Raw genomic sequence first — 26,830 nt, forward strand, 5'->3', positions numbered from 1 at the left:
ACGCGCGTCCGGTGGGGAAGTCGGTCACTGACTTTCGGGAACTATGCACTGAGGCGCTTCACCGGCCGGATGTGGTGGCCCACTTCCCCACCCGGCGCGCAACGCGCGCCTGCCCTCCCCAATTCGGGGAGGGAGGACGCCCCTGCCCCTACGCGTCTTCCAGCGCCGACAGCCGCGCCGCCTGGTCCTCGGCGATCAGCGGCTTGATGATGTCGTCCAGCGCGTCGCCCGGCATGATCCGTTCGAGGTTGTAGAGGGTCAGGTTGATGCGGTGGTCGGTGACCCGGCCCTGCGGGAAGTTGTAGGTGCGGATGCGTTCGGAGCGGTCGCCGGAGCCGACCTGGCTCTTGCGGGCCTCGGACCGGGCATCGTCCAGCGCCGTGCGCTGCAGATCGTACAGCCGCGCCTTCAGGTTCTTCATCGCCTTGCGGCGGTTCTCGTGCTGGCTCTTCTCCGAGCTTGTCACCACCACGCCCGTCGGGATGTGGGTGATGCGTACGGCCGAGTCGGTCTTGTTGACGTGCTGGCCGCCGGCCCCGCTGGAGCGGTAGGTATCGATGCGCAGGTCGCTGTCGTTGATCTCGATCTCGACATCCTCGGCCTCGGGCAGCACCGCCACCGTGGCGGCCGAGGTGTGGATGCGGCCCTGGCTCTCGGTGGCCGGCACCCGCTGCACCCGGTGGACGCCGCTCTCGAACTTGAGCCGGCCGAAGACGCCGTCGCCCGTGACCGAGGCGATGATTTCCTTGTAGCCGCCCATCTCGCCCTCGGAGACGCTGTCGACCTCGACCTTCCAGCCCTGCAGCTGGGCGTAGCGGGCGTACATGCGGAACAGGTCACCGGCGAACAGGGCCGCCTCGTCGCCGCCGGTGCCGGCGCGGATTTCGAGGATGGCGCTGGCGTTCTCGTCCTTGTCCTTGGGGGCCAGCATCAGGGCCAGCGCATGCTCCATCTCCGGCAAGCTGTCCTGCAGCCGCTCCAGCTCGTCGCGGGCCAGTTCGGAGATGTCCGGGTCCGGGTCGGCGGCCATCGCCTCCAGTTCCGGCATCTCGGCGCGGACCTTCTCCAGCCCGGCCACCGCGTCGGCCACCGGCTTCAGCTCGGCGTGCTCCTTGGACAGCTTGACGATCTCGGGGCCTTCGGTGGCCGCGCCCATACGCGCCTCCACCTCGCGGAAGCGGTCGAGCACCTGGTCGAGACGGGCCTGGGGAAGACGCAAGGGATGAAAGCTTTCGTAGCAGCGGGGCCGCATCCTCTACTCTTCTCGGCCCCGAAGCGGCAATCCTCTTGCCAAAATCGCCCCCGTGAGGTTCGTTAACCATAGTTATCGGGGGTATTCGGGCATGCGTGGGGTGAACACCATGGAACGTGGGGGTTTGGGGTCGTGAGCGACGCGCCGCGCTGCTCCCTCGACAGCCGCTATGAGCGGGAGGTCTCGGGCCACGACGGCCACGAGGCCCATCCGCACGCGCCGGCCACGGCGCCGGTTCCCTATGTCAGCCCGCATGCCGTTTCGGTGGGCGTTCCCGGATCGCCCGGCCAGGTCTTCACCACCCCGATCTCCAGCGTCACCGGCGCCGGGGCCAACGTCTTCACGGGCGCGGTCACCACCGTGCCGGTCACCACCCCGATCATGGTGCAGCAGCCGATGATCGGCGTCCCGCTCGGCGGCATCACGGTAATCAACAATCCGCCAGCGGTCGGCAGCCCCTGCCCCGTCTGCGGCAAGCCGCTGGGCGATCAGGCGGCCCACAAGCCGCACGAACACCACGGCCCGCCGGCCGCGCCGCGGTTCAGCAAGGCCACCCCGGAAGTCTTCCGCGACGGCTTCAAGCCGCTGTGGGACGCGGCCCAGGCCGACCAGGCGGCATACGTCGTGGTCTCGGGCTGCAACAAGCTGCTCAACGTTCTGCTCAAGGAGCTGGAGGTCAAAGCCAAGGCCGACAAGTCGGACGACGACCGGCCGAAGTCCGGCGGCGGCTGGAGCCTGTTCGGGGCCAAGAAGGAAGAGAAGAAGCCGACCTACGCCGAGCGGATCGAGAAGCTGCAGAAGAAGGGCTACCTCCTGAAGAGCACGCTCCATGCGGCGCGCGAATCGGGCATGACCGAGGTGCTGACCGAAAAGATCGACGCCTCGGCGGTGACCGGCGAGATGGCCAAGCGCTATGTGCAGCTGTTGTGGCAGGTGGCCGACCAGGGCTTCGAACAGCCGGGCTGGAGCCAGTCGGGCGAGTTCCCGAAAGCCGTGGCCGGACCGGTCGATGCGCATGCGCACCACTCGGCGCCGCCGCAAGCCGCCCACGCCGGCGGCGGGCACCTGCCGGCGCCGGCGGGGGACCACCACTAGCGATCCTCCCTCCCCTTTATGGGGAGGGTGTCACGCGCAGCGTGACGGGTGGGGAAGTCGGATGCAGCGCGCCAATCCCTCAAGGCTGGCGCCCTATGATTTTCGTACCCCACCCTGCGAGGCTTCGCCTCGCTGTCCCTCCCCATAAAGGGGAGGGAGGATTTCTGATTCCGCTTCCGGCGGATGGGTCGCTAGGCTTTCCTCAAACATAAGAGGGAGCCCGCCATGAAAGCCGCCGTCTATTACGAGAACGGTCCGCCGTCCGTCCTGAAATACGAGGACGTCCCCGACCCCGTCTGCCATCCCAAGGGCGTGGTCATCCGGGTCGAGGCGATCAGCATCGAGGGCGGTGACACCCTCAACCGCTTCGGCGGCGCCTTGGTGAACCACCCCCACGTCGTCGGCTACCAGGCGGCCGGCGAGATCGTCGAGATCGGGGCCGAGGTCAGCCACCTGCGGCTCGGCCAGAAGGTGGCCACGGTCGACGGCTTCGGCAGTCATGCCGAGCTGCGGGCCGTGCCGGCGCGCAACTGCTGGGTCATTCCGGACGGCTTCGATGTGAAGCAGGCGGCGGCGATTCCCGTCACCTTCGGCACCGCCCACGACTGCCTGTTCGAGTTCGGCCGCCTCAAGGCCGGCGAGACGGTGCTGGTGCAGGCCGGGGCCAGCGGCGTCGGCCTGGCGGCCATCCAGCTGGCCAAGCGGGCCGGGGCCAAGGTGCTGGCGACGGCGTCCAGCGACGCGCGGCTGGAGAAGCTGAAGGCGTACGGCCTCGACCACGGCATCAACTACCAGGCCGAGAGCGTGCCCGAGGCGGTGATGCGGCTGACCGACAAGAAGGGCGTCAACCTGGTGGTCGACAGCGTCGGCGGCGCGACCCTCAAGGGGTCCCTGGCCAGCCTGGGCTATCGCGGCCGGGTGTCGATGGTCGGCAACGCCGGGCGCGAGCCGATGGTGGTCGATGTCTCCAGCCTGATGGGCGGCAACCGGAGCCTGAGCGGCGTCTTCCTGGGGGCCGAGATCATGAGCGACCGGGCCCATGACATGATCCAGACCCTGATCGAGGACTGCGCCCGCGGCGAGCTGCAGGTGGTCATCGACAAGGTCTTCCCGCTGTCCGACGCGGCCGGCGCCCACGCCTACATCGAGAGCCGGCAGGCGGTGGGCCGGGTGGTGATGGTTCCATAAATTAGTTCCTCCTCCGGCGCGAAGCGACGGGGGAGGGGGACCGCCGCCGCGACTTAGCGGCGGTGGTGGAGGGGGCAGCGCCGGCTTATCAGAACAGAGAGCGGCGCGGCCCCCTCCACCACCGGCCCTGAGTCGGGCCGGCGGTCCCCCTCCCCCGCCCGCCCTTTGGGCGGTCGGAGGAGGAACTTGACCTCCGCCACGTCACGCTTGGCTAGCTCACCAAAGCCCAGGAGACCCGCCATGACCAAGCCGACGCCGTTCACGGTCGACTGGAGCGCCGAAGCCGTCGCCGACGTCCTGCGCCGGGTGCGGGAATACCCCTTCCCCGTCGCCCCCATCGAGGGCGGCTGGGGCTGCGGAACCGATCCCCAGTTCCTGCGCGACCTCTGCGCCCACTGGACGGGCGCCTACGACTGGCGCGCCGCCGTCGCCGACCTCAACCGCTTCCCGCAGTTCACCGCCCGGGTCGAGGACTTCGACCTCCACTTCGTCCACCTGATCGGTGAAGCCGGCGGTAAGCGGCCCCTGCTGCTCACCCACGGCTGGCCGGGCAGCCACTATGAGTTCTGGGGCGCCGCCGAACGACTGGCCTTCCCCTCGCGGTTCGGAGGCAATGCCGAAGACGCCTTCGACCTGGTCATCCCCTCCCTCCCCGGCTTCGGCTTCTCCTCCAAGCCGGCCCGGCCCTTCGGCCAGCGCGGCACAGCCCGGCTGTTCAACACCCTGATGACCCAGGTGCTCGGCTACGACACCTACCTCGCCCAGGGCGGCGACTGGGGCGCCCTGGTGACCAGCTGGCTGGGCCACGACCACGGGGCCCATGCCAAGGCCATCCACCTGAACATGATCGGCCTGCGCCCGTTCGGGCCGCCGCAGAGCCAGGACGAGATCGACTGGATCACCCGCACCGGCGCGGCCGGCGACATGATGGGCGCCTACCTGCGCCTGCAGGTCTCCAAGCCGCAGTCCGTGGCCTGGCTGGGGGCCGGCAACCCGGTCGGCCAGGCGGCCTGGATCATCGAGCGCTTCCACGACTGGGCCGACCTGCGGGAGAAGGCGTTTACCGACGTCTTTTCGATGGACCAGCTCCTCACCAACCTCATGATCTACGTGATGACCGGCAGCTTCACGACCGGCGCCTGGTACTACCGGGCCCTCATCGAGGAGGGCGGCATCGTCCTGCCCGAAGGGACCCGCTGCGAGACCCCCACCGCCTTCGCCAACTTCCCCGGCGAGGCGCTGTACTCAGCCCCGCCGCGCAGCTGGGCCGACCGGGCCTACAACATCGTCCGCTGGCAGGACATGCCCAGGGGCGGCCACTTCGCGGCGATGGAGGAACCGGAGCTGTTCGTCGAGGAGGTGCGGGCCTGGGGACGGGAGGCTTAGCCCGAACTACCCGATGAATATGTATAGACATATTCAAATCGGCCCAAAACGGGCGCTCTGCCGCCGCGGCGAATCCGTGGGTCGGCGCGGGCACAAACCGACCCACATTCGACAGCAGTCGACCAACCGCCCGACCAACACCCCAGCCCACAGGATCACCGGCCGGACCCACGCCAAAGCCAACGAAACCTGGGGCCTTCCCCGCATTTCCACAGCCTTGGCGGAGCGCGCGCCTTTTTTGTGGGTCGGCCGGGCGGCGGTATAATGGTTGGCCGCTTCGATAAGGCGCGGCCTAAAGCGGCGCCAGGTCCGGTTCGACCCAGCCCCGTCGCGCCTCGACGCTGAACAGCCGCTCGCGGGTCCAGTGCTTCAGCAGCCAGTCGCTGCGGCCGTGGCTTTCGAGCAGCCGCGACAGCACCGCGACCGGCGAACCGCCCTCGGCCACGGCCGCGCGGACGGCATGCAGCGAGGCCTGGGTGATCGTCTCATGGTAGCCGCCGGTGTCGGTGTTGGGCGTATCGGTGGCCTCGTTGTAGGCGCGGATCAGGCCGGGCAGGTCGCGCTCGGCGACCAGGTCGCTCCGTCGCATGACGATCCACACCGCGCAGGCGAAGTGGGCGGCGTGGGTCCAGGCGGACTTTGGCAGCGTGCGGGCGATGACGCCCTCGGCGATGGCGGCGAGATCAGCCTCTGTGGTGAAGGTCATGGAAAGCTCCTCGGAAAGATGGGCGGAGCCTCAAAAAGCAAAACCCCGCCGGTGGGCGGGGTTGCGAAGGCGGTCGGGCCGGCGGTGCGCGCCGTTCAGGTCCCGGTCCAGCCAGCCGCAACGGCCGCCAGTCTGTGCGACTGGCGTTGCTGCTGGGCGGTACGGGTGGGCGAAACGACCATGGCGGCGGGATAGCGGCGATCTTTCGAACCGTCAAATCCCCCATTTGACAGTTTTATTTTTCTATTGTTACCTGCGCCCATGACCGCCCCCATGGCCCTGCTCGATGACGCCGACCGCGTGAGGACCGCCCTCTCGCCGATCCGCCGTCGGATGCTCACGGCCCTGCAGGCCCCGGGCTCGGCCGCCAGCCTGGCTGCGGCGCTGGACATGCCGCGCCAGAAGGTCGGCTATCACCTGAAAGCGCTGGAGGAGGCCGGCCTCGTCCAGCTGGTCGAGGAGCGCCAGCGGCGGGGGTTCACCGAGCGGCTGTTCACCGCCAGCGCCGACGCCTACGTCGTCGATCCGGACCTGCTGGCCGGCCCCGCGCCCGAGGTCCTCACCCAGGACCGCTACGCCGCCGACCACCTGATCCGCACCGCCTCGGAGACCGTCCGCGAGGTCGGCCGCATGCGCCAGGCGGCCGACGCCGAGGGCCGACGCCTGCTGACCTTCACGATCGACGCCGAAATCGCCTTCGCCGCGCCGGGCGACATCGAGCGTTTCGCCGGCCGCCTGACCCAGGCGGTCGCCGCCCTGGTCGCCGAGTTCGACACCGCCGGCGGCCGGCCCTATCGCCTGATCGCCGCAACTCACCCCGCCAAGGGGTCCAAGCTGAGGAACAACCCATGACCACCAGCGACACCGGGGACCGCGTCCTCATCGACCTGACCATCGCCGCCCCGGTCGAGGCCGTCTGGGCCGCCCTGCGCGACCCGGCCCAGGTCGCCCGCTGGTTCGGCTGGGAGTCCGAGAGCCTGCAGGCCGAGGTCGACTACATCTTCTTCGACCATGCCAAGGCCGACGACGCCGCCCACACCATCGTCTTCGACGGGACCAGCGACCGGTTCGAACTGACCGCCGAGGGGGCGGGCAGCCGCCTGCGGGTGGTGCGCGCCGCGCCCGCCGACGGCGCAGCCTGGTCGGACGTCTACGAGGACATGACCGAGGGCTGGATCATGTTCGTCCAGCAGCTGAAATTCGGGCTGGAGAAGGAAGGCCTCGCCCCGCGTCGGACCCTGTGGCTGTCGCTGCCCAAGGGCGAGCGCCAGGGCCCGCGTCCCCTGGCGGCCCTGGGCCTGGCTGACCTCACGGGCGGCAAGGTCGGCGAGCCGGTCAGCCGGGCCCTGCCGACCGGCGATACGGTCAGCGGCAATCTCTGGCACGTCTCGCGCCATCAGGTGTCGATGACCGTCGATGCTTGGGCGGGCCTGCTCAACGTCCACGACGCCGGCGGCTGGACCAGCGGCGGCGGCCACGGCCCGGGCATGGTGATGATCACCGCCTACGGGCTGGATGAGGCGGCCTTCGCGGCGCTTGAAGGGCGTTGGAAGGGCTGGTGGGCGAAAACCTACGCATAGCCCCACTCCCCGATTATCCCGACGAAAGTCGGGACCCAGTGTCCACCGGCGGAACAGCCGCTAGCGCTGATCAGAGCCGAGCCCTTAGGCAGCTTGCCAGCTGGACCCCGACTTTCGTCGGGGTGATCGGAGAGTGGAGGGGCCTGTTTCGCCCGGCCTTTGGAGACGCTACATCCCATTTCATGACCGACGCCCGCTACGACTTCGCCTCCGACAACGTCGCCGGGGCCATGCCCGAGGTGATGGAGGCCTTGATCGCCGCCAATGCCGGGACCGCTTCCGGCTATGGAAACGACCATGTCTCGGCCAAGGCCGCCGACCTGATCCGCGCCGCTCTGGACGCCGATGCCGACATCCGTTTCACGGCCTCGGGCACGGCGGCCAATTCGGTGGCGCTGGCGGCGCTGGCCCAGCCGCACGAGGCGGTGCTGGCCCATGAGCACGCCCACGTCTGCACCGACGAGACCGGCGCGCCGGGCTTCTTTGGCTCTGGCGTCGGACTGATCGGCCTGCCCGGCCCCTCCGGCAAGATCGACCTGCCGGCCCTGACCGGGGCGCTGGGACAGCCGGACGTCAGCTATCGTCAGCCGGCGGCGGCCCTGTCGCTGACCCAGGCGACCGAATACGGCACGGTCTATTCACAGGCCGACCTGGAAGCCCTGGTCAGACCCGTGAAGGCCAAGGGCTACGGTGTGCACCTGGACGGGGCGCGGCTGGCCAACGCCGTGGCGGCCGGGTTCGATCTCAAGTCGGTCGCCAGGATGGGCGTCGACATCCTGGTCATGGGCGGGACCAAGTCCGGCTCGACCCCGACCGAGGCCGTGGTCCTGCTCAACAAGGCGCTCGGCCGCCGGTTCGACGCCCGCCTCAAGCACGCCGGCCAGCTGGTCTCAAAGGGCCGCTACCTGGCCGCGCCTTGGATCGGCCTCCTGGAGACCGGCGCCTGGTCCCGCCGCGCCGCCCACGCCAACGCCATGGCCCAACGGCTGGCAGGCCTCATGCCCTTCCCGCTGCGCCACCCGGTCGAGGCCAACGGCCTGTTCGTCGAGATGGACGAGGCGGCGCTCGACCGGTTGAAGGGCCAGGGCTGGTTCGTCTATCGCTTCCTGGACGGCACGGTCCGCTTCATGTGCAGCTGGGCGACGACGCCGGAGATGGTCGACGAACTGGGCGCGGCGCTGAAGGCCATAAGCTGAAACCCAAAGTGACGACCGCGACCTCCCGCCGCCCTTTCGAAACCACGGGCGAAGGCGCATATGCCCGCCATGTCGAACACCGATGACGCCCGCCGCCCTGTCGCCCTTGGCATCAAGCGCGGCCTGAAGCACCACTGCCCCAACTGTGGCGAGGGGGAGCTGTTCGCCCGCTACCTGAAGGTCGAGCCCGAGTGCGAGGCCTGCGGCCACGACCTGTCGCAATACCGCGCCGACGACGGCCCGGCCTATCTTACGATCCTTCTCGTCGGCCACCTGCTGGTCGCCCCCGCCTTCTTTTTCCCCTTCATGTGGGAAACCTCGCCCTGGATCACCGTCCCGGCGGCCCTGCTGCTGCTGACCGGCGCGGTCCTGGCCCTGCTGCCGCGCATCAAGGGCGGCTTCATCGGCCTGCTCTGGGCCAACCGGGTGACCAAGGACCAGGTCGCCTAGACAGGCCCTCGCAGGGTGAGGAGGTCATCGGTCACCTCCATGTTGGCGATCAGTTCGCCCGGCCGGCTGTCCTCCTCCAGCGCCTCGACGAACATCGCCCGCGCCTCGGGGTCGTCGTAGACCATCTTCGCCTCAAAGGCCTTTCGCCAGGTCGCCTCGTCGGGCCATTCGGCATAGCCGATGAAGCGGCCGTTCTCCGCCTGGTGCAGCCGCGAGCCGAACGAACCATAGATGCGGGTGATCGCCCGCGTGCCGCGACGCCATGCCTCACGGAAGCGGTCCTCGTGCCCCGGCTTCACCCGCCAGGCATAGACGGCGACGTACATTGCCCTGTTCTCCACATTGCGGAACTGACCTGGGCTCCGGGGAATTGAACGGCGCAGACTTCACGCTGTTCACGGAGCAACGCCATGCTGGGCACCATCCTCATCATCATCCTGATCCTGGCGCTGATCGGCGCCCTGCCGACCTGGGGCCACTCGCGCAGCTGGGGCTACTACCCCAGCGGCGGCCTCGGCCTCGTCCTGGTCATCGTCATCATCCTGCTGTTCATGCGGGTGATCTAGCGGGCCGAGGGGAGCATTCAGCCGGCGGATGCATGCTCCCCGTTCCCTTCGGAAAGGAACATCGCTATAGCTAATCTCAAGACCCGCCCGGCCGAAAGGCCGGGCGCCGCTGTTTCTGGAGCATGCCCATGGCCGAACCCATCCTGATGCCAAAGGCCACCGCCGTCTGGCTGGTGGACAACACCTCCCTGACCTTCGAGCAGATCGCCGACTTCTGCGGGCTGCACCCGCTGGAAGTGCGCGGCATCGCCGACGGCGAAGTGGCGCGCGACATCCGCGGCGCCGACCCGATCACCAACGGCCAGCTGAACCGCGAGGAACTGGACAAGGCGACGGGCAATCCGAAGTACCGCATGCAGGTGCAGAAGAGCCGCCACGCCGAGCTCCTGAAGCCGCAGAAGAAGGCCCCGCGCTACACCCCGGTGTCGCGTCGCCAGGACCGCCCGGACGCCATCGCCTGGTTCGTGCGCAACCACCCGGAAGTCACCGACGCCCAGATCTCCAAGCTGCTCGGCACCACCAAGTCGACCATCGAGGCGGTCCGCGATCGCACCCACTGGAACAGCGCCAACCTCAAGCCCGTCGACCCGGTGACCCTGGGCCTGGTCGGCCAGATCGAGCTGGACGCCGTGGTCCGCAAGGCCGCCGACAAGAAGGCCAAGGACGACCTCAAGAAGGGCATTGTCAGCGACGGCCCGTCGCTGCGCGCCGCCGGTGAGGCCGAGGAAGTCGCGCCGGAACCGGTGATCGAGGACGAAGACGACCGCGGCGGCGACGTCGACCTGAAGAACGTCTTCGCCAACAGCGGCCCCGCCGCGGACTACGACGACGAAGACGAGGACTAGCCTCCTCGCGCCGTCGCGCCCTGAATGTGAAAACCCCTCCGCCGAGTATCGACGGAGGGGTTTTTCGTATCCTAGTGAGTTCGAGCCTTCAGGCCTTCGATCTCTTCCTTGAGGCGTAGTTTCTGCCGTTTCAGCTCAGCGATCCTGATGTCGTCGGACGCCGGGTGCGTCAGTTCCTCCTCGATGGTCCGGTCCAGTTTCCTGTGCCGAAGATCGAGCTCCCGCAGACGGGCTTCCAAGGCCATGGTCTTTCGCCTCCTTGGCTATTGTGCACTGATATGTGAACACCCGAGCAGGCTCAAAGTCTGTTCACATGACCGAGAGGCTGGACCCGTCGCATGGCGCAAAGAGGGCGATTGATCGTCGGAATCTCCGGCGCCAGCGGGGCTTTGCTGGGAATCCGGGCGCTCGACGCCTGCCGTGAATTAAATGTCGAGAGCCATCTGGTTATGTCGAGGTCGGCGGCCTTGACCATCACTCAGGAGACTCAGTTGACCGTCGCCGATGTCGCGGGCCGCGCCGACGTGGTCCACAAGGTCGGCGATGTCGGGGCCTCGATCGCCTCTGGCAGCTTCCGCACCCTGGGCATGATCATCGCCCCCTGCTCGGTGCGGACGATGAGCGAGATCGCCACCGGCGTGACCTCCACCCTGCTGACCCGGGCGGCCGACGTGGTGCTGAAGGAGCGCCGCCGGCTGGTGCTGATGGTGCGCGAGACGCCGCTGCACCTGGGCCATCTGCGGACGATGACGGCGCTGGCCGAGATGGGGGCGGTGATCGCCCCGCCGATGCCGGCCTTCTACGCCCGGCCGGCCTCGATCGCCGAGATGATCGACCAGTCGGTGGGCCGGGCGCTGGACGCCTTCGGCCTCGACTGGGCGCCGGTCAAGCGCTGGGGCGAGGACCTGGGCTCGATCCGGAGCGACGGATGAGCTTCTGGGATTGGGCGCTGGCCGCCTACGACCGGCCGGGAGTCGCCGAGGCCTGCCTCAGCCTGCAGGACGACTGCGGCCAGCAGACCGCCTACCTGCTCTGGGCCGCCTGGGCCTCGCCCTCCGACCGGGCGCTGGCCGACGGGGCGGAACTGGCGCGGCACTGGGAGGCGGCGATTCTCGGGCCCGTGCGCCAGTCGCGGCGGGCGCTCAAAAGTCCGCTTGGACCGGTCGACGACGACGCGCGCCTGGCGGTTCGCGAGACGGTGAAGGCGGTCGAGCTGGACCTCGAACGGCTGCTGATGACCTCGCTGGAAGGGCTGTCGCCAGCCGCCGGGGACGGAGGGTTGCCGGCCCTGATCCGGGCCGGCGAGGCCTGGGGCGATCCGCCGCCCGTCGAAGCGCTGACGCGGCTTGCAAGGGCGCTGGCCTGATCGATTCCGTCTGCTAGAGTCTTAGTGTTCGAGATTTGCGTTTGGGGACGGTTGATGGCCGACAACGACGGGGAAATGATCCCCATGCCCAACGTGGAAATTCGCGCCCAGCTGCTGGAGCTGCGCCAGAGACACCAGGACCTCGACGCCGCGGTCGAAGCCCTGGCCCTGATGCCGACCCCCGACCAGTTGCAGATCGCCCGGCTGAAGAAGCAGAAGCTGGTGCTGCGGGACCAGATCGCCAAGCTGGAAAACATGCTGACCCCGGACCTGCTGGCCTAGCGTCGGCGCCTCACCACATATCCACCCACTTGCGCTCCGGCCGCCGCCGTTTGCGCGAACTCTGCATCCCCGCCATCACCCAGCGACGCGAATCGGCCGGGTCGATGACGGCGTCGATTTCCAGGGCCGCCGCCATGCTGGTCGCCTTGCCGCGGGCGTACATGTTGGCCACCAGCTTATCGAACAGCTCTTTGTTGCGGGCCGGGTCGGTCTCGGCTTCCAGCTCCTTGCGGTAGCCGAGCTTCACCGCCCCTTCGAGGCCCATGCCCCCGAACTCGCCGGTCGGCCAGCTGGCGATGAAATTGGGCGAATGGAACCCGCCGCCGGCCATGGCCTGGGCGCCCAGGCCGTAGCCCTTGCGTAGCACCAGGGTGAACAGCGGCGGGCCGAACTTGGCGCCGGCCACGAACAGGCGCGAAACGCGGCGCACGGCCCCGGCATCCTCGCTCTGCGGCCCGACCATGAAGCCGGGGGTGTCGCAGAGACTGAGGAGCGGCAGGTCGAAGGCGTCGCACAGCTGCAGGAAGCGGGCGGCCTTCTCCGCGCCATCGCAGTCGATGGCCCCGCCCAGGTGCTTGGGATCGTTGGCGATCAGGCCCATCGGCCGGCCCTCGATGCGGATGAAGCCGGTGACCATGCCGGCCGCGAAGCCGCGCCGCAGTTCCAGGAAGGAGCCGCCGTCGGCCAGGCCCTCGATGACCGTGCGGATGTCGTAGACCCGCAGGCGGTTCTCCGGGATGGCGCGGCGCAGGGCCCGCTGGTCGGGGGCGTCCCATTCGGCCAGGTCGCCCTGGAACATCGACAGGGCGTGCTTGGCCAGGCGGGTGGCGTGGGCCTCGTCCTCGGCCAGGATGTCGATGACGCCGTTGGCCCATTGGGTGGCGGCGGGGCCGATGTCCTCGGGCTTGAAGACGCCAAGGCCGCCGCCCTCGATCATCGCCGGGCCGCCCATGCCGAGGTTGGAATCCTTGGTGGCGATCAGCACCTCCGACAGGCCGGCGATGGCGGCGTTGCCGGCGAAGCAGCGACCGGCGACGATGGCGATCTTGGGCACCTCGCCGGCCAGCTGCGCCATCTTGCCGAAGGTGGTGACGTCGAGGCCCGCCACGCCGATGCTATCGGTGTCGCCCGGCCGGCCGCCGCCGCCCTCGGCGTACCAGATCACCGGCAGCTTCTGTTCGTCGACGATGCCGAGCAGGCGGTCGGTCTTCTTGTGGTTGAAGTGGCCTTGCGTGCCGGCCAGCACGGTGAAGTCGTAGGCCAGGGCGGCGACCCGCGCCTTCTCAGCTGAGAACAGGGCCCCGTTGACCGTGCCGATGCCGGTGATGATGCCGTCAGCCGGGGTGTTGGCGATCAGGTCCTCGACCGTGCGCCGCCGCCGCTGGGCGGCGATGGCCAGGGCGCCGTATTCGATGAAGCTGCCCGGATCGACCAAGTCGTCGATGTTCTCGCGGGCGGTGCGGTGGCCGGTCCTGCGGCGCTTGGCGACCGCTTCCGGGCGGGCGGTGTCGAGGGTGAAGGCGTGGCGGTCGATGACCTCCTGTAGGTCGGGGCGGATGGCGTCGAGGTCGCCGGCTTCCTCCTCCACCGCCTCGAGGCCCGCGATGTCCTCGGGGGCGATGAACAGCAGGGGCTGGCCCTTGAGCAGGGTCTGGCCAGGTTCCGCCGCGATGCGTTCGACGCGGCCGCCGACCGGGGCGACGACGACATGCTCCATCTTCATGGCTTCGAGGATGGCCACGGTCTGGCCCGGGCGGACGAGGTCGCCCTCCCCCACCTCGATCTGGCCGACGGTGGCCTGCAGCGGCGCGGGCACGGCCTGGGCGCCGGCCACCTCTTCGAAGGCCTCGACAATGGCCTCCTCGGCCATGACGACCTCACAGGCCTCCACCGGTGACAGCGCCTCGGCCTCGGCCAGCAGGCGGTCGAGGTTCTCCTCCAGGAACCGCGTGGTGGCCTTGCCCTGGGCCACGGCCGGCTCGGCCAGCAGGGCGCGCAGCAGGGGGATGTTGCTGTCGACGCCTTCGAGGCGGAATTCCTTCAGGGCGCGGGCGGTCTTGGCGGCCGCCGTGGCATGGTCCGACCCGCGGACGATGACCTTGGCCAGCAGGCTGTCGTAGGCCGGGCTGGTGACGTAGCCGCCGTAGCCGAAGCCGTCGACGCGCACGCCCGGGCCGGTCGGCGGCTCATAGACGCGGATCAGGCCGCCGGCCGGCTGGGCCGTTCCGTCGGCATTGAGGGTCTCCAGGTTCACCCGCGCCTGGATGGCGGCGCCCTTGAAGGGCGGCGTCTCGGCGAGGCCGAGCTTGGCCAGCGAGGCGCCGGCCGCGAGGTTGATCTGGATCTGCACCAGGTCCAGGCCGGTGACCTCTTCCGTGACCGTGTGCTCGACCTGCAGCCGGGCGTTGGTCTCGATGAAGGCGAAGCGGCCGCTGGCCGCGTCGACCAGGAACTCGACGGTGGCCAGGCCCTTCAGGTGCTTGGCGCCGCACAGCTTCACCGCCGCCTCGTGCAGGGCGGCGCGCAGGCGGTCGCTCAAGGCCGGGGCGGGGGCGATCTCGATGATCTTCTGATGGCGGCGCTGCATCGAGCAGTCGCGCTCGCCGACCGCCACGCAGGTGGCGGCGTCGCCGGCGATCTGCACCTCGATGTGGCGGGCGTTGTCGACCAGCCATTCGGCGTAGACAGCGCCGTCGCCGAAGGCGGCCTTGGCCTCACGCGAGCAGGCCGCGAAGGCGGCCTTCACGTCGTCGCCGGGCCGCACGATGCGCATGCCCCGGCCGCCGCCGCCGGCCACGGCTTTGAGCATCATCGCCCCATGCTCGGCCAGGAAGCGCTCGGCCCCGGCGGCGTCGGTCGCGCCGGTGCCGGCCAGCAACGGCACGTTCAACCTGGCCGCCAGGGCGCGGGCGGCGGCCTTGTCGCCGAAGGTCTCCAGCACATCCGGCGAGGGGCCGATAAAGACGATGCCGGCCGCGGCGCAGGCCCGGGCGAAGGCGGCGTTCTCCGACAGGAAGCCGTAGCCGGGGTGGATGACGTTGCACTGCGCGGCCTGGGCGGCGGCGATGACGGCGGGGATGTCGAGGTAGGCGGCCGGGCCGCTGGCGGTCAGGGGAACCGCTTCGTCGGCGGCGCGGACATGCAGGCTCTGCGCATCGTCCTGGCTATGGATCGCCACGCTGGTCAGGCCAAGGCCGGCGGCCGCCCGGGCGATGCGGATGGCGATCTCGCCGCGATTGGCGATGAGCAGGCGCTTGAAAGCCATGGATCCTCGGGGGCCGATTCATACGGGTGTTCGAGGTCAGCATAGCGGGAGGGCGATGAGAGGGAAGGCGGCTAGTTCGCGGTCGGAGCCACGGCTGGCTTCTCCGGCGACGTGACGGATTTCTCTGGCACGGCGAGAACCACTTGGACCTTCCGGTTCGTGGCGTCGTACCAGAACTTCAACTGGTCAGCCGCCGCGATAGTCCCAACCTCTGTTGCCAAGGTCTGTTGGTAGGCCATCACGGGTTTGGCCATATTGACGACGATGATCAGCCGGCGAATCTCATCGAGATCGGGCTGCAGGTTGCGGTCCGGGTCGCCCTTCTTGGCCTTCTTTTTGGTCAGTTCCGGCAGTTTGGCCTGAATCCCATCGAGACTGGGCACAGCCAGGTCGGCCGTGCTGGTGAAGGCGAATTTCGGGAGCGGCGGTAACCGGAGAGGCGCGGCCCGCATATCCAGACTGGCGATCGCGTCTTGGGCCTTGATCTTGCCGATAGCCAGCCGTCCGTCCTCACCGGTCAATAAGGTGCTGGCGAGATTGAAGGGCGAGGCCGCGATGCCCGATAGTATCTGCTGGGGCGTTGCGCGCAATTCCTGGTCCCGTTGCAGCAGCATTGAATCGAGCATCAGCACATCGCGAGCATAAAAGTCCTGCAGCCTTGGCTTCCAAACCTCCAGGCCGCCGCGATAGCCCCGCATCGCACCAAGGTCGGTAAGCAATTGGTTGCAAGCAGAGGTGACGGCCTTCAGTTCGGTCAAGAGGGTCCCGGTATCGGCCGCATTCATCAGTCCGGCCTGCAACGCCGCCACGTGCCCGGGGAGGTCTTCGCAAGCCTGCCGAGCGGCGCCCAGCATCGGCCGAACGTCCGTGCCCTGATAGAGATCGAACCGATTCACTGCCTCGCCAAAGCCTTCGTAGCGGGTGGACAGCATCATCAGTCCCAGAGATCCGGCGTGGTAGAGATCACGGGTCGGCTCATAGGCATTGAACTGAGCAAGGATCACCGGCGTCAGCGCGGCGCCGCCAAGATAGCTGAGAGTTGTCGCCCCTGCCCCGGCCTCGGCGACGCTCGCCAAGCTGAAGATGCCTGTTCCCAGACCTGTCGTATCAATCCAGAACTGCTGCCGCGCGCTACGAGCTTGATACAGGATCACCAACTGCATCGACCGTCGGCGAATACCGCCGTGCGTGACCCGGTCATAAGCCAAGTCGCGACGGATATGGTCCGTCACGCAACGGGACATCTGCAGGGTCCCCTTGGTGAAATTATAGCCCGTGCTGTGCTTCGCGGGCAGTTCAAACGGGCAAGGATCAACGACCAGTCCGGCCTGCTTGGCCCGCTTCGCGGCGTCCTCAGCCCTTTGCGCATCCGCCTCGGCCTGAGCAGTTGCGGCGGCCGATCGACTGGCAGCCTCCTCGGCGTCGTTGGCCCAATCAGAGGCCCGTGTGGCCGAGGTTTGCGCCGCTCGCTCCGCTTCCACAGCCTCTTGCGCCGAGAGAACCGCCTTGTCGGTCGGCTCTGCGGCTACCGACAACGGTCCTCCGACCAGCGCTATCGCCAGTCCGGCGCAAAACATCCTTTTGATCATTGCGACCCCCAACCTCCCCCTAAGGTTGCATCAATGTTAACAATTCGTCAAACGATGTTCTGTGGTGTGTATTTTGCGCTTGCCGATCTAACCTCTCCTCATGACTCTCTCCCCCCTCCGGGTCGAAGGCCCGCTGTTTCTCGACGCCCATGGCCGGCAGGTGATGCTGCGCGGGGTCAACCTTGGCGGCGACTGCAAGGTCCCCTGGCCGCGGGGCGGCACGCAGTTTCCCAGCGATTTCTCCGACCACCGCACGGTCAGCTTCATCGGCCGGCCCTTCCCGCTGGACGAGGCCGACAGCCACCTGGCGCGGATCGCGGGTTGGGGGTTCAACACCCTGCGGCTGCTGACCACCTGGGAGGCGGTCGAGCATGCCGGCCCGGGCGTCCACGACGAGGCCTATCTCGACTACCTGGCTGCCGTGGCCCGCAAGGCCGGGGAGCACGGCCTCTACGTCTTCATCGACTTTCACCAGGACGTCTGGGCGCGGATGAGCGGCGGCGACGGCGCGCCGGGCTGGACGTTCGAGGCGGCGGGGCTGGACTTCACCAAATTCCACGCCTCCGAGGCGGCGCTGGTCATGCAGAACGCCTACGACTACGCCAGCGACCAGAAGGAACAGGCCGCCTATCCGCGCATGGTCTGGTCGTCCAACTACGGGCGGCCGGCCAACGGGGCGATGTGGAGCCTGTTCTGGGGCGGGCGGATGTTCGCACCCGGTTTCTCCGTGGGCGGACGGAATATCCAGGACCTGCTGCAGGACGCCTATCTGGGCTCGTTGAAGGCGGTCGGCGAGCGGGTGAAAGACCTGCCGAATGTCATCGGTTTCGATAGCCTGAACGAGCCGGGATTCGGCTGGTTCGGCCTGAGCCTGACCGCGCGCCACCTGGAGCGGACGCCGGAGAACCGCCTGCCGCCGCCGGAGGGCCCTGCCCTGTCGGTGCTGGACCAGCTGTCGATGCTGGCCGGCCTGCCGACCCCCGTGCCGGTGCTCAAGCGGGGCGAGGACGGCAGGATGATCATCACCGGCGAGCGGGTGATGAACCCGGGCGGCGTGCGCTGCTGGACCGGCGACTGTCCGTTCGAGGCGGCGGGCGTCTACCGGATCGAGAACGGCCGGGCCGTGGCGCTGCGCGAGGACGCCTTCAGCCATTTCGAGGGCCACCCCCTCGGCCTGTCCGACCACGCCTATGGGCCCTTCTTCCACAAGGTGGCTGCCGGCATGCGCGAGGTGAATCCGGGCTGGGCCCTGTTCGCCGAGATGGACCCCTACGCCAGTTTCGCCAAGCGGCCGTTCCCGCACGACCTGCCGCCGCGGACCGTCAACGCCAGCCACTGGTATGACGCCCGGCTGCTGCACACCAAGGACTACGACGCGAACGCCGACGCCGACGCCACCTCGGCGAAGTACCAGCGCCAGCTCGACTATTTCCGCCGCGAGTCGGCGGAGATGAACGCCCCGACTCTGATCGGTGAATTCGGCATCCCCTACGACCTCGACAACGGCGAGGCCTATGCCGCCTGGGGCCGTGGCGAGCGCGACGGCCTGTGGGTCAAGCACGAGGCGGCGCTGGGGGCGATGTATGACGCGCTGGATGCGCTGCAGCTGCATTCGACGCAGTGGAACTACACGGCCTCGAACGGCAACGACCTGCGGGTCGGGGATGGATGGAACCAGGAAGACCTGTCGATCTGGTCGGCCGATCAGGTCGAGGATGGCGCCGACGGCGGCCGGGCCGTGCCGGGATTCTGCCGGCCGTACGTGCGGAGCGTGCAGGGGCGGCTGACGGAGGGCCGGTTCGACCGGGCGGCGGGGACGTATCGGGTGACGTGGGAGGCCGATGTGGCGGTGGATGCGCCGACCGAGGTGTTCGTACCGGCGGTGTGGTTCCCGGAAGGGTTCGCCGTGGCGCTGGACGGCGATGGCGCGGTGGAACCTGGGGAGACCGGATCGGTGTTGCGGGTCACGGCGGCGGCGTCAGGGCCGATGACGCTGACCGTGAAATGAACCTCCCTCCCCGAATTGGGGAGGGTGGCCCGAAGGGCCGGGTGGGGAAGCAGGCTCCCGCCGCCGCAGTCTGTGGCCGACTTCCCCCCCCGGCGCGCAACGCGCGCCTGCCCTCCCCAATTCGGGGAGGGAGGTTAAGCGACCGCCAGTTCGACCTTCACATTGCCGCGCGTCGCCTTCGAGTAGGGGCAGACCTCATGCGCCTTGTGCAGCAGTTCCTCGGCCTGGGCCTTGTCCAGCTCCGGCGCGGTCAGGGTCAACCGCACGCCGATGTGGAAGCTGGTGTCGTCCTTGATCAGGTCGACTTCGCTGTCGAGGCTGTGCTCGCCGAGCTTCACCCCGGCCCCGCGCGCCACCAGGCCCAGCGCCCCCAGGAAACAGGCGGCATAGCCGGCCGCGAACAGCTGCTCGGGGTTGGTGCCCGAGCCGTCGCCGCCCATCGACTTGGGATAGCCCAGCTTGACGTCCAGCTGGCCGTCGTCGGACTTGGCGGTGCCGGCGCGGCCGCCGACGGCGTGGGCCTTGGCGGTGTAGATGGGGTCGGTCATGGGGGGCTCCTGTTGCAGTCTCAGGTTCTGCAGATGGTGCGTGGCGCGCGCCAAGCAACCGCGATCAAGGAAGTCTGGTCATGACGCCGGGCGATTGGCCGGCGCTCCGGATGAGATCTTCGTCGAAGGTGACGAACGCCTCGCACTCGCTCGCGGCCGCACGGTGAAGGGCGTCCGCGAAGTCCATCCCCCGGGCGACGGCCGCCAGGGCCTCAGCCAGCCGATCGGGATGCTCGAACTGCACGGTTGGTATGCCAGCGAAGCCCGCGAGCGCCTCGGCGATCTGTTGCGGGGTCAACCTGTAGACGCTTCGCAGGACCCATTCGGTCTCCAGCGCCACGGTCGAGGCGATCCAGATGCCAGCCTCCAACGCGGCCCGCGCCCGGGCAAGCTGGGCCGGGTCGTCGATGACGAGCAGGCGGACGAGGACGTTAGTATCGACCGCGAGCATGCTCTTTCCGGAACATCTCGGCGACGGCCTCGTCCATCTCCCTCACCGAGACAGGCGGACCTTTCCAATGGGCTTTGAGCATGCCAGTCACCTCATCGATGGTCTTCGGTGGAAACATCGGCTGGGGCTTCAGCAGGATACCGGCGGGGGTCTCTTCGACCACGAACTCCATGCCGGGCTTCAGATGCTGCCGGTCGCGCGTCGCCTTCGGAAGGATCACCTGGCCCTTCGTCGACATCCGAGTCTTAAGCGCCTTGCCTGGCATCGCTGCTCTCCAATGGAGGTAAGATACTCGTCTTACCTTTCGTGAGCAATGCTCACGCCGTTTCCAGCACGACCTCGGGCACCGTCTCCTTCAGTCGCCCACCGACCCGGATCGGCTCGATCCGCTTGGCCAGGCCCGTCCGATCATCCGTCTCGACATAGACGCCGCAGACCGTGGCCGGGCCCTCGGCCGGCTTGTAGCGGCCCTGGCTGATCTTGGTGGTGAACCGGCGCAGCGGTTCTTCCTTCTGGTTGCCGATGACGCTGTCGTAGTCGGCGCAGGCCCCGGCGTCGGTCTGGTAGGCGGTGCCGCCGGGCAGGATCTGGGCGTCGGCGGTCGGGACGTGCGTGTGGGTGCCGACCACCAGGCTGGCGCGGCCGTCGCAGAAGTGGCCCATGGCCATCTTTTCGCTGGTCGCCTCGCAGTGCATGTCGACGACCACGGCGTCGGCGATGTCGCCGATGGGGGCCTGGTCGAGCTCGCGGTTGGCGGCGGCGAAGGGGTCGTCCATGGCGTCCATATGGACGCGGCCTAAGAGGTTCACGACCAGGATCCGGCGGCCGTCGGCCAGCACGAACAGGTTGGAACCCCGGCCCGGGGCGTCGGACAGGATCGGATAGTTGGCCGGTCGGATCAGGCGGGGCTCGCGGACGATGTAGGTCAGCGCCTCCTTCTGGTCCCAGCTGTGGTTGCCGAGCGTGAGGCAGTCGGCCCCGGCCTCGAACAGCTCGCGGGCGGTGTTCTCGGTGATGCCGAAGCCGGCGGCGGCGTTCTCGGCGTTGACGATCACGAAGTCGAGGGCGAGGCGCCGGCGAAGGCCCGGCAGGTGGTCGGCGAGGCCGTCACGGCCGGCCCGGCCGACGACGTCCCCAAAAAAAGCGATGCGCATCAAGATTCCTTTCGCACCGCAGTATAGCCGGCCTCAGTCAGAATCCCATCCAGCGGCTGGTCGAAAGGCCCATGTGGCACGGCCTCGACCTCCTGCCCCTGGTAGGCCAAGCCGATGAAGGGCGGCGGACCGGGAAAGCCCCGCAGCGCCTCGAAGGTGCGGTCATAGAAGCCGCCGCCCTGGCCCAGGCGATGGCCACGCTCGTCGAAGGCCAGCAGCGGCACCAAGATCAGGCTGGGGGCGACGGGCCGGGCGCTGTCGGAGGGGGCGGGCAGGCCGGCGAGATCGTGGTCGAGAAGATCGCCCGGCGTCCAGGCGCGGAACTCCAGGGGCCCCTCCAGGTCGATGACCACCGGCAGGGCCAGGCGCCAGCCGCGGCGCATCAGGACCTCGCCGAGCAGGATGGGGTCCATCTCGGCGCCGAGGGCCTTGTAGAGGGCGACGACGCCGGGCTTGAGACGGAGGATCTCGACCAGCACGTCGGCCTGGCCGGCGATCATCCAGTCGGCTTGCGGATGCTGCTCCTGCAAGGCCTTGCGCCGGCGGCGGGCCTCGATGCGCAGGGCGGCCTTCTGGGCGTCAAGGACGAGATCGTTCTGCATGGGCCAAGCCCGTCAGGCGGAAGTGGAGCCCGGTTCCGCCGCCCGGACGGGCTTGAGGAGGAAGGGTGGCGGCGCCGCGAGGACCGTGAAAGACAGTTTTATCCCCTCAGACCCGGATAACCAGGTGGGCGCCATATACCCGCAGCCACGGCCACGGACAGGGACAGCTCCCTTCGAGAGAATTAAGGTCAGAAGGATAGTTCGCTTCCGACGAGAACCGCAGCAACCGCCGAGTGACAACGTAAGGCTTCCGAAGGCAGTTCTCAACCTCCCTCCCCTTTATGGGGAGGGTGTCACGCAAAGCGTGACGGGTGGGGAAGTCGGATGCAGCGCGCTCCCGCCCGCCAGTACCCCACCCTGCGAGGCTTCGCCTCGCGCTCCCTCCCCATAAAGGGGAGGGAGCGCGACAGCGCTACTCCCCCGTCAGCCTTCCCCGCCCGACGCCATCTTCTCGATCCGCTTCGCGGCGTTCTCCAGCGCCGCCGCCGCCTTCATCTCGACCCGCGCCTGCTCGGCCTGAACCTTGGCCAGCTCGTTCTGCATATGGGTCAGCCGCAGCTTCAGGTCCGACAACTCGTCGGTCAGCAACAGGGCCGTCATCAGGAACAGCCGCGTCTCGCCCAGCTGGCCGACCTCCTGCCCCACCTGCCGCACCTGCTGGTCGAAAGCGGCGGCCAGGTCCATCAGGTGGCGTTCCTGGCCATCCTCGCAGCCGACCAGAAAGGGCTTGCCGTTCACCGTCACATTGAGCTGACCCATCTAGGCTTCCCCCAACGCGGAACGGATCTCGCCGATGGCGCGGCCCAGGGCCTCGGACGCCTGCGACCCGGCTTCTTCCAGCAGTCGCTCGCGGGCCCGCGAGGCGTCCAGCTCGGAGGCCAGGCGGGCGCGGTCGGCGTCGAACAGGCCGCCGGCCTCGGCGCCGGCTTCGCGCACCCGTTCGCTCATCCGCTGCTCCAGCACCCCCAGCGCCCGCTCCAGGCGGCGCGCGGCCAGGTCGAGGGCGCTGCCCTCCGACTCTCCGCTCATTCGTCGCGCTCCTTGATCACCCGATCTCTATAGACTGCGTTGCCCGGACACCGGAAGGCGGTTGCGCCAAAGGCCCTGCCGTGCGAACGGCCCCGCAAACAGCAGCAAAAGCGAGTCCCCCATGTCCGTCAGTCCCGTGAAGATGGCCGACGCCATCCGCGTGCTCTCCATGGACGCGGTCCATGCGGCGAAATCGGGGCACCAGGGCGCGCCCATGGGCCTGGCCGACGTGGCCACGGTGCTGTTCACCAAATTCCTGAAATACGACGCCGCCAAGCCCGACTGGGCCGACCGCGACCGCTTCGTGCTGTCGGCCGGCCACGCCTCGATGCTGATCTACAGCCTGCTTCACCTGACCGGCTCCAAGGCCGTGACGATGGAGGAGATCAAGAACTTCCGTCAGTGGGGCAGCAAGACCGCCGGCCACCCGGAGTACGGCCACACCCCCGGCGTCGAAGTCACCACCGGCCCGCTGGGCCAGGGCATCGCCACCGCCGTCGGCCTGGCCATGGCCGAGCGCTCGATGCACGCCCGCTACGGCGACGACCTCGTCGACCACCGCACCTGGGTGATCGCCGGCGATGGCTGCCTGATGGAGGGCGTCAGCCAGGAAGCCATCAGCCTGGCCGGGCGGCTGAAGCTGAACAGGCTGGTCGTGCTGTTCGACGACAACAACACCACCATCGACGGGGCGGCGACCATCTCCGAGACCGGCGACCAGCTGGGCCGCTTCAAGGCGGCCGGTTGGGCGGTGAAGGCGGTCGACGGCCACGACCACGGCAAGATCGCCGCGGCGATGCGCTGGGCCACCAAGCAGGATCGGCCGGCGATGATCGCCTGCAAGACCAAGATCTCCAAGGGCGCCGGCCCCAAGGAAGGCGACGTCCACGGCCACGGCTATAGCCTGTTCGACGAGGAAGCCACCCTGGCCCGCCAGGCCATGGGCTGGCCGCTGCCGCCGTTCGAGATTCCGGACGACATCGCCGACGCCTGGAAGAAGGCCGGTCGCAGAGGCGCCTCCGTCCGCCGCAAGTGGGAAGCTCGCCTCAAGGCCAGCGACAAGGGCGCCGACTTCACCCGCGCCATGAAGGGCGACCTGCCCAAGGACGCCTTCAAGGCCCTGGACGCCTATGTCGCCGATCTGTTGAACGAGCCGGTCGCCAACGCCACCCGCGTGCACAGCGGTTCGGCCCTGGCCAGGCTGACGCCTTCGATCCCGGAAATGATCGGCGGTTCGGCCGACCTGACCGGCTCCAACAACACCTACGTCAAGGGCATGCTGCCGTTCGACGCCCCCGGCTACGAGGGGACCTACGTCCACTACGGCGTGCGCGAGCACGGCATGGCCGCCGCCATGAACGGCATGGCGCTGCATGGCGGGGTGATCCCGTTCAGCGGCACCTTCATGGTGTTCAGCGACTACAGCCGCGCCGCCATCCGCCTGGGCGCGCTGATGGGCGTGCGGGTCGTGCACGTCATGACCCATGACTCCATCGGCCTGGGCGAAGATGGGCCCACTCACCAGCCGGTCGAGCACCTGGCCGCCCTGCGCGCCATGCCCAACCTGCTGGTCTTCCGCCCGGCCGACGCGGTGGAGGCCGCCGAATGCTGGAAGGCGGCGCTGGAGCAGAAGGCCACGCCGTCGATCATGGCCCTGTCGCGCCAGAAGACCCCGGTCGGCCGCACCTTCGCGCCCGAGAACATGTCGGCCAAGGGCGCCTATGAACTGGCCCCGGCCACCGGCGAAGCCCAGGTGACCATCTTCGCCTCCGGCACCGAGGTCGCCGTGGCCCTGTCGGCCCGCAGCGAGCTGGAAGCGGCCGGCATCGGGACCCGCGTCGTCTCCACCCCCTGCTGGGAACTGTTCGAACAGCAGCCCGCCGCCTACCGCCAGCAAGTCATTGGCAAGTCCAAGGCCCGGATCGCCGTCGAGGCGGCCGTGCGCTTCGGCTGGGAGCGGTTCATTGGCGAGGACGGCGTCTTCATCGGCATGAACGGCTTCGGCGCCAGCGCCCCCTTCGAGCGCCTGTACAAGGAATTCGGCATCACCGGCGAAGCCGTGGTGGCGGCGGCCAAGGCGAAGCTGACGCAGTAGCTTCCCTTCTCCCGCCTGTCGGGAGAAGGTGGCCTGCACTGGCTGAGCAGCAGTAAAACCGGGGACACTATATAGATTTCCCGCGCTCCTGACTGGCGCGGAAACGCCGGTGATCGGAAATCTATATAGTGTCCCCGGTTTTACTGCCCCGTCGCCGGTGATCCGCTCGGAGACTGACCATGCGCCGCCTGACCCTCGCCTTCCTTGTCGCCTCCGCCCTCGCCCTGCCCGCCCTCGCTGCTGGGGGCATCGGCCTGCAGGGCCAGAACCCGCTCGGCGAGAGCACCGACGCCTTCCCGCGCATCGTCAATCCGACCGGCCCCAAGATCGAGAAGATCAACCAGGCCCTGGGCCGCGCCGACGCCCGCGCCAAGAAGGCCATGAAGGACTGCGGCAAGGCCCCCAACAGCTGGGAGCGCGCCATCACCGCCCCGATGACCGGCGAGCCCTTCCTCAGCCTGCTGGCCAGCGACTACGCCGAATGCGGCGGCGCCCATCCCAACATCACCCAGCTGGCCCTGACCTACGACCTGGGAACCGGCCGGCCGATCGCCTGGGCCGACTACCTGCCGGCCGAACTCATCGCGCCCGAGGAATTGATCGACGCCGGCGACGGCAGCCAGATCGGGGCCACCAAGGCCCCCGCCCTGCTCGAGTACTACCGCGCCGCCGCCAAGGCCCAGCGCGCCGAGCGCGACTGCGACGAGGTGCTGGACGGCGACCTCTCCCTGGTCCTGTGGATCGACGCCAAGAAGCAGGGCGTCGCGATCGCTCCGACCGGTCTGGCCCACGTCGTCGCCGCCTGCGGCGAGACGGTGATCATGAAGACCGACGAGCTGAAGGCGCGCGGCGCCAAGCCGGCCCTGACCAACGCCATCGACGCAGCCAAGAAGGCCAAGCACTACCAATGAAACTCGGCACCCCCCTCGCCCCCAACGCCGTCAAGGTGATGCTGCTCGGCTGCGGCGAGCTCGGCAAGGAGGTGGTGATTGAACTTCAACGCCTCGGGGTCGAGGTCATCGGCGTCGACCGCTACGCCAATGCGCCCGCCATGCAGGTCGCCCACCGCAGCCACGTCATCCAGATGACCGACGCCGCCGCCCTGCGCGCCCTCGTCGAAGCCGAGCGTCCTCACCTGATCGTGCCGGAGATCGAGGCCATCGCCACCGACGAACTGGCCCGCATCGAGGCCGATGGCCTGGCCACGGTCATCCCCACGGCCCGCGCCACCCAGCTGACCATGAACCGCGAAGGCATTCGCCGCCTCGCCGCCGAGGAGCTCGGGCTGCCGACCAGCCCCTACGCCTTCGCCACCACGCAGGCCGAATTGGCGGCCGGCGCCGCCAAGGTCGGCTTCCCCTGCTTCGTCAAGCCGGTGATGAGCAGCTCCGGTAAGGGCCAGTCCTACGTCGAGACCCCGGCCGACATCGCCGCCGCCTGGGCCTACGCCCTGTCGGCCGGCCGCGTCGCCGAGGCCAAGGTCATCGTCGAGGGCCGGATCGCCTTCGACTACGAGATCACCCTGCTGACCGTCCGCTCGCTGGACGCCGCCGGAAACGTCCAGACCAGCTTCTGCGCCCCGGTCGGCCACCGCCAGGTCAAGGGCGACTATGTCGAGAGCTGGCAGCCCCAGGCGATGAGCCCCCTCGCCCTGGAGCGGGCCCGCGACATGGCCGGCAAGGTCACGGCGGCTCTGGGCGGTCGCGGCCTGTTCGGCGTCGAGCTGTTCGTGCGCGGCGACGACGTCTGGTTCAGCGAGGTCAGCCCCCGCCCGCACGACACGGGCCTCGTCACCCTGGCCACCCAGACCTACAGCGAGTTCGCCCTGCACGCCCGGGCCATCCTCGGGCTGCCTGTGGACGTGACCCTCGAACGCCCCGGCGCCAGCGCGGTGATCTACGGCGGCATGGAGGCGGTCGGCGTCGGCTTCGAGGGCGTCGCGGAGGCGCTTAGCGTGCCCGGCGCGGACCTTCGCCTGTTCGGCAAGCCGGAAGCCTTCGAACGCCGGCGCATGGGCGTCGCCATCGCCCGGGGCGCCGACACGGATGAGGCCCGGGGGCGAGCCGCCCTGGCGGCCAGCAGGGTTCGGGTTGTATCCAGCTGATCCGCCGATCTCGCGTTGACACGCGGCCCTGAGCGGATACGGTTCAACTCTGTTTTATTTGCGTAATGTACGC

At 68.8% G+C, this 26,830-nt stretch carries 29 protein-coding genes and 1 other RNA gene; 16 read left to right on the forward strand and 14 right to left on the reverse strand.

Annotated features, from left to right (window positions below; all coding sequences use genetic code 11):
- Positions 1-148: 148 nt before the first annotated feature.
- The gene (prfA, locus tag AC1RSK_RS19700; protein ID WP_492909374.1) at positions 149-1,219 is read right to left on the reverse strand and encodes a peptide chain release factor 1; all 1,071 of its coding nucleotides are present in this window, start codon (positions 1,217-1,219) and stop codon (positions 149-151) included.
- A gap of 165 nt (positions 1,220-1,384) precedes the next feature.
- Between prfA and AC1RSK_RS19705 the strand changes: the two genes are divergently transcribed.
- From AC1RSK_RS19705 to AC1RSK_RS19715, 3 genes are all read left to right on the forward strand, one after another.
- Positions 1,385-2,347 (forward strand): hypothetical protein, encoded by a 963-nt coding sequence (locus tag AC1RSK_RS19705; protein ID WP_492909375.1) that lies wholly within the window; start codon positions 1,385-1,387, stop codon positions 2,345-2,347.
- A 225-nt stretch (positions 2,348-2,572) separates the two neighbouring features.
- Positions 2,573-3,535, forward strand: a complete 963-nt coding sequence (locus AC1RSK_RS19710; RefSeq protein WP_492909376.1) for a quinone oxidoreductase family protein — start codon at positions 2,573-2,575, stop codon at positions 3,533-3,535.
- A gap of 240 nt (positions 3,536-3,775) precedes the next feature.
- Positions 3,776-4,921: an epoxide hydrolase family protein gene (locus tag AC1RSK_RS19715; RefSeq protein ID WP_492909377.1), complete on the forward strand. Its 1,146-nt coding sequence runs from the start codon at positions 3,776-3,778 to the stop codon at positions 4,919-4,921.
- A 292-nt stretch (positions 4,922-5,213) separates the two neighbouring features.
- Here AC1RSK_RS19715 and AC1RSK_RS19720 read toward each other — a convergent pair whose 3' ends face one another.
- The gene (locus AC1RSK_RS19720) at positions 5,214-5,627 is read right to left on the reverse strand and encodes a hypothetical protein (RefSeq protein ID WP_492909378.1); all 414 of its coding nucleotides are present in this window, start codon (positions 5,625-5,627) and stop codon (positions 5,214-5,216) included.
- Between the two features lie 273 nt (positions 5,628-5,900).
- Between AC1RSK_RS19720 and AC1RSK_RS19725 the strand changes: the two genes are divergently transcribed.
- From AC1RSK_RS19725 to AC1RSK_RS19740, 4 genes are all read left to right on the forward strand, one after another.
- Positions 5,901-6,479 (forward strand): helix-turn-helix domain-containing protein, encoded by a 579-nt coding sequence (locus AC1RSK_RS19725; RefSeq protein WP_492909379.1) that lies wholly within the window; start codon positions 5,901-5,903, stop codon positions 6,477-6,479.
- The gene (locus tag AC1RSK_RS19730; RefSeq protein WP_492909380.1) at positions 6,476-7,207 is read left to right on the forward strand and encodes an SRPBCC family protein; all 732 of its coding nucleotides are present in this window, start codon (positions 6,476-6,478) and stop codon (positions 7,205-7,207) included. The genes AC1RSK_RS19725 and AC1RSK_RS19730 overlap by 4 nt, the downstream gene beginning before the upstream one ends.
- A 182-nt stretch (positions 7,208-7,389) precedes the next feature.
- Entirely contained in the window at positions 7,390-8,403 is a 1,014-nt protein-coding gene (locus AC1RSK_RS19735) for a threonine aldolase family protein (protein ID WP_492909381.1), read from the forward strand.
- A 60-nt stretch (positions 8,404-8,463) separates the two neighbouring features.
- Positions 8,464-8,853, forward strand: a complete 390-nt coding sequence (locus AC1RSK_RS19740) for a DUF983 domain-containing protein (RefSeq protein ID WP_492909383.1) — start codon at positions 8,464-8,466, stop codon at positions 8,851-8,853.
- On the opposite strand, the gene AC1RSK_RS19745 is transcribed toward AC1RSK_RS19740, so the two are convergent.
- A complete protein-coding gene (locus AC1RSK_RS19745; protein ID WP_492909384.1) occupies positions 8,850-9,179 on the reverse strand; it encodes an antibiotic biosynthesis monooxygenase family protein in 330 nt (109 codons plus the stop codon). The genes AC1RSK_RS19740 and AC1RSK_RS19745 overlap by 4 nt on opposite strands.
- Before the next feature lie 84 nt (positions 9,180-9,263).
- Here AC1RSK_RS19745 and AC1RSK_RS19750 point away from each other — a divergent pair, with 84 nt between their 5' ends.
- Together AC1RSK_RS19750 and AC1RSK_RS19755 are read left to right on the forward strand one after the other, a co-directional pair.
- On the forward strand, positions 9,264-9,419 hold the full coding sequence (locus AC1RSK_RS19750) for a DUF3309 family protein (RefSeq protein ID WP_492909386.1): 156 nt from the start codon (positions 9,264-9,266) through the stop codon (positions 9,417-9,419).
- A gap of 128 nt (positions 9,420-9,547) precedes the next feature.
- Positions 9,548-10,264, forward strand: a complete 717-nt coding sequence (locus AC1RSK_RS19755; protein WP_492909387.1) for a DUF1013 domain-containing protein — start codon at positions 9,548-9,550, stop codon at positions 10,262-10,264.
- A gap of 71 nt (positions 10,265-10,335) precedes the next feature.
- On the opposite strand, the gene AC1RSK_RS19760 is transcribed toward AC1RSK_RS19755, so the two are convergent.
- The gene (locus AC1RSK_RS19760) at positions 10,336-10,509 is read right to left on the reverse strand and encodes a YdcH family protein (protein ID WP_492909388.1); all 174 of its coding nucleotides are present in this window, start codon (positions 10,507-10,509) and stop codon (positions 10,336-10,338) included.
- Between the two features lie 93 nt (positions 10,510-10,602).
- Here AC1RSK_RS19760 and AC1RSK_RS19765 point away from each other — a divergent pair, with 93 nt between their 5' ends.
- Genes AC1RSK_RS19765 through AC1RSK_RS19775 form a run of 3 tightly spaced genes read left to right on the forward strand, consistent with a single transcriptional unit; the run spans position 10,603 to position 11,912 of the window.
- Entirely contained in the window at positions 10,603-11,196 is a 594-nt protein-coding gene (locus AC1RSK_RS19765; RefSeq protein ID WP_492909389.1) for a UbiX family flavin prenyltransferase, read from the forward strand.
- A complete protein-coding gene (locus AC1RSK_RS19770) occupies positions 11,193-11,630 on the forward strand; it encodes a TIGR02444 family protein (RefSeq protein ID WP_492909390.1) in 438 nt (145 codons plus the stop codon). The genes AC1RSK_RS19765 and AC1RSK_RS19770 overlap by 4 nt, the downstream gene beginning before the upstream one ends.
- A 54-nt stretch (positions 11,631-11,684) precedes the next feature.
- Positions 11,685-11,912 carry a YdcH family protein gene (locus tag AC1RSK_RS19775; protein WP_492909391.1) on the forward strand — a complete coding sequence of 76 codons (228 nt, stop codon included), beginning with the start codon at positions 11,685-11,687 and terminating at the stop codon, positions 11,910-11,912.
- 10 nt (positions 11,913-11,922) lie between these two features.
- On the opposite strand, the gene AC1RSK_RS19780 is transcribed toward AC1RSK_RS19775, so the two are convergent.
- Together AC1RSK_RS19780 and AC1RSK_RS19785 are read right to left on the reverse strand one after the other, a co-directional pair.
- Positions 11,923-15,177 (reverse strand): acetyl-CoA carboxylase family protein, encoded by a 3,255-nt coding sequence (locus AC1RSK_RS19780; RefSeq protein ID WP_492909392.1) that lies wholly within the window; start codon positions 15,175-15,177, stop codon positions 11,923-11,925.
- Positions 15,178-15,248: 71 nt separating this feature from the next.
- Positions 15,249-16,766 (reverse strand): hypothetical protein, encoded by a 1,518-nt coding sequence (locus AC1RSK_RS19785; protein WP_492909393.1) that lies wholly within the window; start codon positions 16,764-16,766, stop codon positions 15,249-15,251.
- Between the two features lie 100 nt (positions 16,767-16,866).
- Between AC1RSK_RS19785 and AC1RSK_RS19790 the strand changes: the two genes are divergently transcribed.
- Positions 16,867-18,774: a cellulase family glycosylhydrolase gene (locus tag AC1RSK_RS19790; RefSeq protein WP_492909394.1), complete on the forward strand. Its 1,908-nt coding sequence runs from the start codon at positions 16,867-16,869 to the stop codon at positions 18,772-18,774.
- A gap of 134 nt (positions 18,775-18,908) precedes the next feature.
- Here AC1RSK_RS19790 and AC1RSK_RS19795 read toward each other — a convergent pair whose 3' ends face one another.
- From AC1RSK_RS19795 to AC1RSK_RS19830, 8 genes are all read right to left on the reverse strand, one after another.
- Positions 18,909-19,322 (reverse strand): organic hydroperoxide resistance protein, encoded by a 414-nt coding sequence (locus AC1RSK_RS19795; RefSeq protein ID WP_492909395.1) that lies wholly within the window; start codon positions 19,320-19,322, stop codon positions 18,909-18,911.
- 64 nt (positions 19,323-19,386) lie between these two features.
- Positions 19,387-19,773: a type II toxin-antitoxin system VapC family toxin gene (locus AC1RSK_RS19800; protein WP_492909396.1), complete on the reverse strand. Its 387-nt coding sequence runs from the start codon at positions 19,771-19,773 to the stop codon at positions 19,387-19,389.
- Positions 19,754-20,011 carry an AbrB/MazE/SpoVT family DNA-binding domain-containing protein gene (locus AC1RSK_RS19805; protein WP_492909397.1) on the reverse strand — a complete coding sequence of 86 codons (258 nt, stop codon included), beginning with the start codon at positions 20,009-20,011 and terminating at the stop codon, positions 19,754-19,756. Before AC1RSK_RS19805 ends, AC1RSK_RS19800 begins: the two co-directional genes overlap by 20 nt.
- A 79-nt stretch (positions 20,012-20,090) precedes the next feature.
- A complete protein-coding gene (locus AC1RSK_RS19810) occupies positions 20,091-20,927 on the reverse strand; it encodes a TIGR00282 family metallophosphoesterase (protein ID WP_492909398.1) in 837 nt (278 codons plus the stop codon).
- A complete protein-coding gene (locus tag AC1RSK_RS19815; RefSeq protein ID WP_492909399.1) occupies positions 20,927-21,529 on the reverse strand; it encodes a 5-formyltetrahydrofolate cyclo-ligase in 603 nt (200 codons plus the stop codon). Before AC1RSK_RS19815 ends, AC1RSK_RS19810 begins: the two co-directional genes overlap by 1 nt.
- 67 nt (positions 21,530-21,596) lie before the next feature.
- Positions 21,597-21,758, reverse strand: a non-coding RNA gene (ssrS, locus tag AC1RSK_RS19820) — 6S RNA.
- Between the two features lie 194 nt (positions 21,759-21,952).
- A complete protein-coding gene (locus tag AC1RSK_RS19825; RefSeq protein ID WP_492909401.1) occupies positions 21,953-22,288 on the reverse strand; it encodes a cell division protein ZapA in 336 nt (111 codons plus the stop codon).
- Positions 22,289-22,558: a DUF4164 family protein gene (locus tag AC1RSK_RS19830; RefSeq protein WP_492909403.1), complete on the reverse strand. Its 270-nt coding sequence runs from the start codon at positions 22,556-22,558 to the stop codon at positions 22,289-22,291.
- 121 nt (positions 22,559-22,679) lie between these two features.
- Between AC1RSK_RS19830 and tkt the strand changes: the two genes are divergently transcribed.
- The 3 genes from tkt (at position 22,680) to purT (ending at position 26,757) form a co-directional block, all read left to right on the forward strand.
- Positions 22,680-24,653, forward strand: a complete 1,974-nt coding sequence (tkt, locus tag AC1RSK_RS19835) for a transketolase (protein ID WP_492909405.1) — start codon at positions 22,680-22,682, stop codon at positions 24,651-24,653.
- 179 nt (positions 24,654-24,832) lie between these two features.
- The gene (locus tag AC1RSK_RS19840) at positions 24,833-25,564 is read left to right on the forward strand and encodes a hypothetical protein (protein ID WP_492909406.1); all 732 of its coding nucleotides are present in this window, start codon (positions 24,833-24,835) and stop codon (positions 25,562-25,564) included.
- Positions 25,561-26,757 carry a formate-dependent phosphoribosylglycinamide formyltransferase gene (purT, locus tag AC1RSK_RS19845; protein WP_492909408.1) on the forward strand — a complete coding sequence of 399 codons (1,197 nt, stop codon included), beginning with the start codon at positions 25,561-25,563 and terminating at the stop codon, positions 26,755-26,757. Before AC1RSK_RS19840 ends, purT begins: the two co-directional genes overlap by 4 nt.
- The last annotated feature ends 73 nt before the right edge of the window (positions 26,758-26,830 follow it).

It is taken from the genome of Caulobacter sp. GW821-FHT11A05 (assembly GCF_058809015.1).